We start from the raw sequence: 6465 nt of genomic DNA on the forward strand, positions 1-6465 counted from the left end.
ACGGCGGGAATCCCGATCTCGACCAGAGTCACACGTCCATTATGACCGCCTGTCCCGATTCGGCAGCGGGCGGAATACCCCTCGAGGACTCACCGCGATCACGTGCCCGCGGTGAGGCGGCGGCCGCGACCCCGGGCGACCCGCTCGCGAACCGGCGCCCGGCCACAGCGACGGAAACCGCTCCGATCGGGCGTTAGGCTGACTCGCATGAAGCCCCGGCCCGCCGGCCTCTCGGCCCGGCCCGTCGACGACCACCGCGACAGCATCGAACAACTGCTGCGGCCGCTGGCCGCGCGCGCGGTCGAGTCCGTCGCGGTGCCCGGAGCGCTGGGCAGGCAGCTGGCCGAGGATGTCCGATCGCCGATCGACCTGCCGGTGTTCCGCAACTCCGCGATGGACGGATACGCGGTGCGCGCGGAATCGGTGCTGGTCACGCCGGTCACCCTGCCCTTGACCGGCGTGGTCGCCGCGGGCGCCGCGGGCCGCTCGCCGCTGCCGGAGGGGGCGGCGATGAAGGTGATGACCGGCGCCCCGATTCCCCCCGGCGCGGACTGCGTCGTGCCGGTGGAGGACGCCAGCGCCGGTGCGGGCACGGTGACCATCGAACGCGGTCGCGGCGCAGGCGAATTCGTGCGGGAACCGGGCACCGACGTACGAACCGGGGACCTGCTCGCGCACGCGGGAACGGCGCTCGCGCCCCGGCACGTCGCCGCGCTCGCCGCGGTCGGGCTGCCCGAGGTGGCGGTCTTCCGCCCGGTGCGCGGTGCCGTGCTCACCACCGGCGACGAACTGGTCGCGGCCGGGAAGACTCTGCGGCCCGGGCAGATCTACAACTCCAACGGCGTCGCCCTGGCCGCGGCGCTCGCGGCGAACGGCGTCGAGGTCGTCTCCGTCTCGCACAGCACCGACGATCCGGCACGGTTCCGGGCGCTGCTCGTGGGCGCGACCGAGCGCGCCGATGTGGTGTTCACCTCCGGCGGAGTGTCCAAAGGTGATTTCGAGGTGGTCAAGGACGTGCTCGAGCCGATGGGCGGGCAGTTCGGCTCGGTCGCGATGCAACCGGGCGGCCCGCAGGGTTTGACGGTCGTCGGCGGCGTGCCCGTGCTCAGCTTCCCCGGCAATCCGGTCAGCACGATGGTGTCGTTCGAGGTGTTCGCCCGCCCGATGTTGCGCCGCCTCGCCGGGTTGCCCGAGGTGGACGCCTACGAGCTTCCGCTGCGAACCGCCGTGCCGCGTTCGCCGGAGGGGAAGCGACAGTTCCTGCGCGGCAAACTGGTCCGTCCCCGGCCCGAGTCGGCGCCCGGCCGTCCGGAAGCGGTCGAGGTGGTGTCCGGCGCGGGCTCGCATCTCGTGGCGGCCATGGCGTGGGCCGACGTGCTGATCGACGTGCCCGCCGAGGTCACCGCGCTGCCCGCGGGAGCGGTTGTGCGAGTGTGGTCGTTATGAGCGAGCTGTCCCATGTCGACCACGAAGGTCGCGCCCGCATGGTCGATGTGAGCGCGAAGAGCGACACCACCCGGATGGCCGTCGCGGCAGGCGAGTTGCGCACCACGGCCGAGGTGGTCGCGCTGGTCCGGGCCGACGACCTGCCGAAGGCGGACGTGCTGTCCACCGCCCGCATCGCGGGCATCGCGGGGGCGAAGAAGACCTCCGAGCTGATTCCGCTGTGCCATCAGCTGGCGCTGTCCTCGGTGCGGGTGGAGTTCGGTTTCACCGGCACCGCCATCACCATCGAGGCCACCGCGAAGACCAAAGGTCCCACGGGCGTCGAGATGGAGGCGCTCACCGCGGTCGCGGTCGCCGGGCTCACGCTGCACGACATGGTGAAGGCGGTCGATCCCGCGGCTACCCTCACCGACGTGCGGCTGCTCACCAAAGAAGGCGGCAAGCGCGGACATTGGGAGCGCCCGGCCGACGAGAGCGCGAGCGGGCCGTCCGACGACGAGGACCTCGCCCCCGGCGCGGACCTTGCCGCCGACGAAGAACTCGCCGACGACGAGGACCTTGCCGCCGACGCGGACGCCGCGGAGGAAACGCCCGAGGCCACCGAACCGGAGTTCGACGAGGGGGAACACTCCGCCGTGGTCCTGGTCGCGTCGACCGGCGTCGCGGCGGGCACCCGCGTCGACACCACCGGTCCGCTGCTCGTGGAATGGCTGGCCGGTCTCGGCTTCTCGGTGCGCGGTCCGCTGGTCTACGCCGACGCCGAGATCGAGTTCGGGCTGGCCGACGCGCTGCGCTTCGAACCCCAGCTGGTCGTCAGCACCGGCGGAACCGGCGCCTCCCCCACCGACGCGACCCCGGAGGCCACCCTCGCCGTGCTCGACCGTGAACTCCCGGGTGTCGCGGAGGCGATCCGGCAGCGCGGTACCGCGAAATTCCCGCTCGCCGCACTCAGTCGCGGTGTGGCCGGACTCGCGGGACACTCGGTGATCGTGAACCTGCCGGGTTCGCCGGGCGGCGTTCGAGACGGCATCGCCGTGCTGGAACCGCTGCTGGGTCATCTGCTCGCACAAGTTGCCGGAGGTGGAAGTCATGACAACGGCTGAGGCCACGGTCCGGCTCGCCCGGATCAGCGACCAGCCGCTCGACGCGGCGGAGGTCGAAGCGGCGGTCACCGGGCCGCACTACGGCGCGGTCGTGGTGTTCACCGGCAAGGTCCGCGACCACGATGGCGGACAGTCCGTCGCGGCGCTGGAGTATTCCGCCCATCCACAGGCGGAGCGCTTCCTGCACTCCGTCTGCGCGGAACTCGCGGCCGCGCACGGCTTGCCGGTCGCCGCCGTACACCGCGTCGGGTCGCTCGGCATCGGCGACGACGCGATCGTCGTCGCGGTCGCGGCGGCGCATCGCGGCGAGGCGTTCGCGGCCTGCGCCGAACTGGTGGATCGGATCAAACACGAAGTCCCCATCTGGAAGCGCCAGTTGTTCGCCGACGGCCTGTCCGAATGGGTGAACGCCTGCGGGTGATCCGCGCTTGACGTGAATTTCATGACGAATCAACACGGCGGGTATAGCGTGTCCGCGTCGCGGTGTTGCGCTCGCGGCGCCGCGAAACGAACAGGACGGGTGCCGCTGAACGGGTAGGCCGATCGGTCGCGGTGGGAGAAGGGAGCACGCGATGGGGACCGACCAGGTTCTGCTCCACCGATTCGTCGTCTCGCAACTCACCGCGGCGGGCGTCGACCGCGACCGGCTGTTGCGGGAATCCGGGTTGCCGGGGTGGACCATGGCGGGCGACGACGCGCACCTGCCCAGCCAGACGTTCTCCCGGCTGTGGGAGATCGGCGAACACGAACTCGGCGACCCGAATGTCGCGCTCAACGTGGCGAGCCGCTACGAGCTCACCTGCCTCGGTCTCTACGACTATCTGTTCTCCTCGGCTCCGACACTGGGCGCCGGGCTGGCGACCTGCGGGCCGTACGTCACCGCGGTGACCACCAATCACCGCTTCGACCTGGTCGCGGAGAACGACGACGAGGTGACGCTGTATCTGGACATGCTCGACGGGGCCGGCCGCGGCCGCGACCTGACCCAGTTGTGGGGCCTGAGCGCGGTGCTCAGCCGAGCGCGTCGCGTGGTGCGCGCACCGCTGGCCCCGCTGCGGGTATCGCTGCGCCAGCGCGCGCCCGCCAGGACCCACGCCTTCCGCGAGGTATTCGGAACGGCCGCGATCGAATTCGACGCGCCGGTGGACGCTGTGACCTTCCGCGCCTCGGACATGGATCTGCCGCTCACCACGAGCGATCCGGTGCTGGCCGGCGTACTTCAGCCCTTGGCCGCCGCCCTTCCGCCCCCGCCGCCGCTGGCCACCGCCTGGCCGGAACGCGTCGCGGCGGCCCTGGCGGACTGTCTGCACGATGGTGACGCGTCCCTGGAGCGGGTGGCGCGCAGGCTGGCCACCAGCCCGCGCACGCTCCAGCGCCGGTTGCGGGAGGCGGGCACCACTTGGCGCGCGGAACTGGACCGGGCCCGCGGCGCCCGGCTGGTCGCCGCGACCGCCGCCGGGCCGCTGAGTCCGTCGCGCCAGGCCGAGATCCTCGGCTACTCCGACCCGGCTTCGATGCGGCGTGCCGCTCGCCGGTGGTCGCTGACCACCGCCGCGCACCGCGCCGAACGCACCTTCACGGCCTGAGGAAACGCGCGGCGATCGACCAGAACGTCGCGTCCTCGATCGTCCGGAAATCCCAGCTGTTGGTGAGTGCGTGGGTCTCGGCGACGATCGCGGGTACGTCGAAGTCGTCGCGGGTGGCGGTGCCCTTGGCCTCCAGCGCCTCGATGACGTACGCGGTGGCGCTCTCCATGGAATCTGACACGGGAAACTCCCATCGGTCGCAGAACGATCGGGTCGGTCACGGATCGGCTGCCCAGCGGCGCCGTTCGCGGCAGTTCGCTCCCGGCGCCCGCCGACCGGCGAACACCGCATTCAGTCTCATGAAAAGACTGCTCTGTCACCAGCACCGAACGCGACAGGTCGCGACCGAACGCGCCAATCTGACGTCTCAGTGCGGTGTATAACGCCACACGCCGAGCATGCTCTGCGGGTCGAGCGGATCGGCGGCGTCGTGCACCGTATCGCGCAGCCGGGTCAGCGCCGAGTCGGTGCGCAGGCCCGCACCGATGAGCACCAGCCGCGTGCCCCGCTCCTCACCGCGGGACCAGTGACCCGGCTCGAACACGATGTGGCGGCCGACCATGTGCAGGACGAATTTCCTGCGTTCGTCCGACACCCCGAACGCGGCGAAACCCTTGGCCCGGAACAATCCCGGTGGCGGGTCCTCCAGGAAACCGATCAGCTTGCGCGGATCGAGCGCTCGGTCGCTGGCGAACGAGACGCTGGTGTAGTCGTCGTGCAGATGGCGGTGCCCGGCGTGGTCGTCGTGGTCGTCGTGGTCGTGCTCGGCGAGGAGTTCGTCGAAGCTCAGCTGCTCGGCCACCAGGGGCCGTGGGCGCGACGGCTCGTCGAACAGCAGTCCGGGATCGATCCGGCCGTAGGTGGTCGCGTACACCGGGACCGAACCGACGAGCGCCGCGATGTCCGCACGCAGCCGCGCGAGGTGTTCGGCGGGCACCCGATCGGCCTTGTTTACCACCACGAGATCGGCCAGCCGCAGATGGGTGCGCAGCTCGGGATGACGGGCGCTGCTGCGCGGGAACTCCTCGGCGTCGACCACCTCGATCAGGCCGCCGTAGCGCAGTCGCGGGTTGTCGCTGCCGACCACCATCCGGATGAGGCTGCGCGGCTCGGCCAAGCCGCTGGCCTCGACCACGATCACGTCGATCCCGGCGCGGGGCTGGGTGAGCCGGGTGAACAGCTCGTCCAGTTCGGTGACGTCGACCGCGCAGCACACGCAGCCGTTGCCGAGCGAGACCATCGCGTCGACCTGCCCGGCGACCAGCATCGAATCGATGTTGATCGCCCCGAAGTCGTTGACCACGACCCCGATCCGCGTTCCCCGGTTGTCCTTCAGCAGGTGATTGAGCAGCGTGGTCTTCCCGGAACCGAGAAACCCCGCGAGCAGCACAACAGGAATCCGGTCAGCCATTCCGCTCACCCTAGTGCGGCGCGCGGCCCGCCGGGAAAGCCGGACGCCACCCTCGCACCGGCGGGATGGCGTCCGGCGGGTTCGGTGTGCGGACTATTTCGACGACCCCAGCAGCATGCCCGCCAGGCTGTAGCCGAGGTTGATCAGCTCCGTGGTGATGGCGTTGTCGTCGAGGCCGAGTATCTTAGCCAACGGCATCAACAACTCCATGATCGACGCGTTGCCGCCCTCGGTGCTCGGCGACTGCTGGGCATACGGCGCGCCCGGCGACTGGTTTCCGGACGTGCCCGGCGATCTCGGGGCAGCAGGCGTGCCCGGCGACTGGGGCGTGCCCGCACCCGGCGTCGACTGCGGCGTCGCGGCGCCCGGCGCGGACTGCGCCTGCGGCACAGCGGGAGCCGCCGGGCTCTGCGGCACCGCCGGAATCGTCTGGGCCTGCGGAACCACCGGGTTCACCTGTGCTTGCGGCGTACCCGGGCTGGTCTGAGCCTGCGGCGTGCCCGGAATCGTCTGAGCCTGCGGAACCGCCGGGTTCGTTTGCCCCTGAGGTGTGTCGGGGTTGGCCGCCGGGTGATCGAACGAGGCGCCCTGCGGAGCGGGCTGCGCCGCCTGCTGATCCGTCGACGCACCCGGTTGCGCGCCGAGCAGGTGGCCGACCACGCCGGTGGTGAGCGCGATCGCGTGCTTGAGCTGCCCGTCGGGTGATTCCAGCAGCGCCGCGTCCTCGGGATTGGCGCCGTTGCCCATCTCGAGGAAGACGACCGGAACGGTGGTCAGCGCGGGCCCGGCGACGTCCTTGCGGGTCTGCAGGCCGTCCACCACGCCGCCGTAGTTCGCGGGCGGGAATCCCGCCTCCCGGTAGGCGTCGCGCACCGATTTCGACGCGGCCAGACCCGCTCCCGACTGGGCCCGATCGGCG

The 6465-nt window shown here is 71.2% G+C and carries 6 protein-coding genes and 1 pseudogene; 4 read left to right on the forward strand and 3 right to left on the reverse strand.

Features of this window, described 5'->3' with window-relative positions; all coding sequences use genetic code 11:
• Window positions 1-207 precede the first annotated feature (207 nt).
• The 4 genes from ON27_RS19655 (at window position 208) to ON27_RS19670 (ending at window position 4135) form a co-directional block, all read left to right on the forward strand.
• Complete coding sequence (locus tag ON27_RS19655; RefSeq protein ID WP_043729468.1) at window positions 208-1446, forward strand: molybdopterin molybdotransferase MoeA; 1239 nt, start codon at window positions 208-210, stop codon at window positions 1444-1446.
• Window positions 1443-2549 carry a bifunctional molybdenum cofactor biosynthesis protein MoaC/MoaB gene (moaCB, locus tag ON27_RS19660; protein WP_043729470.1) on the forward strand — a complete coding sequence of 369 codons (1107 nt, stop codon included), beginning with the start codon at window positions 1443-1445 and terminating at the stop codon, window positions 2547-2549. Before ON27_RS19655 ends, moaCB begins: the two co-directional genes overlap by 4 nt.
• Window positions 2536-2970: a molybdenum cofactor biosynthesis protein MoaE gene (locus ON27_RS19665; protein WP_043729473.1), complete on the forward strand. Its 435-nt coding sequence runs from the start codon at window positions 2536-2538 to the stop codon at window positions 2968-2970. The genes moaCB and ON27_RS19665 overlap by 14 nt, the downstream gene beginning before the upstream one ends.
• Before the next feature lie 151 nt (window positions 2971-3121).
• A complete protein-coding gene (locus ON27_RS19670) occupies window positions 3122-4135 on the forward strand; it encodes an AraC family transcriptional regulator (RefSeq protein WP_051046779.1) in 1014 nt (337 codons plus the stop codon).
• On the opposite strand, the gene ON27_RS19675 is transcribed toward ON27_RS19670, so the two are convergent.
• The 3 genes and pseudogenes from ON27_RS19675 to ON27_RS44220 all read right to left on the reverse strand — a co-directional run.
• Window positions 4125-4316: a hypothetical protein gene (locus ON27_RS19675; RefSeq protein ID WP_043729475.1), complete on the reverse strand. Its 192-nt coding sequence runs from the start codon at window positions 4314-4316 to the stop codon at window positions 4125-4127. The genes ON27_RS19670 and ON27_RS19675 overlap by 11 nt on opposite strands.
• Window positions 4317-4502: 186 nt before the next feature.
• Window positions 4503-5546, reverse strand: a complete 1044-nt coding sequence (locus ON27_RS19680; protein WP_043729476.1) for a CobW family GTP-binding protein — start codon at window positions 5544-5546, stop codon at window positions 4503-4505.
• A 93-nt stretch (window positions 5547-5639) separates the two neighbouring features.
• Window positions 5640-6465: pseudogene (locus tag ON27_RS44220) on the reverse strand (N-acetylmuramoyl-L-alanine amidase); the annotation flags it as partial.

This window comes from Nocardia asiatica NBRC 100129 (genome assembly GCF_000308415.1).
Classification (GTDB): domain Bacteria; phylum Actinomycetota; class Actinomycetes; order Mycobacteriales; family Mycobacteriaceae; genus Nocardia; species Nocardia asiatica.

Coding starts and splice junctions, on each gene's coding strand:
- moaCB (WP_043729470.1), top strand. CDS start 1,443: ATGAGCGAGCTGTCCCATGTCGACCACGAAGGTCGCGCCCGCATGGTC.
- ON27_RS19655 (WP_043729468.1), top strand. CDS start 208: ATGAAGCCCCGGCCCGCCGGCCTCTCGGCCCGGCCCGTCGACGACCAC.
- ON27_RS19665 (WP_043729473.1), top strand. CDS start 2,536: ATGACAACGGCTGAGGCCACGGTCCGGCTCGCCCGGATCAGCGACCAG.
- ON27_RS19670 (WP_051046779.1), top strand. CDS start 3,122: ATGGGGACCGACCAGGTTCTGCTCCACCGATTCGTCGTCTCGCAACTC.
- ON27_RS19680 (WP_043729476.1), bottom strand. CDS start 5,546: ATGGCTGACCGGATTCCTGTTGTGCTGCTCGCGGGGTTTCTCGGTTCC.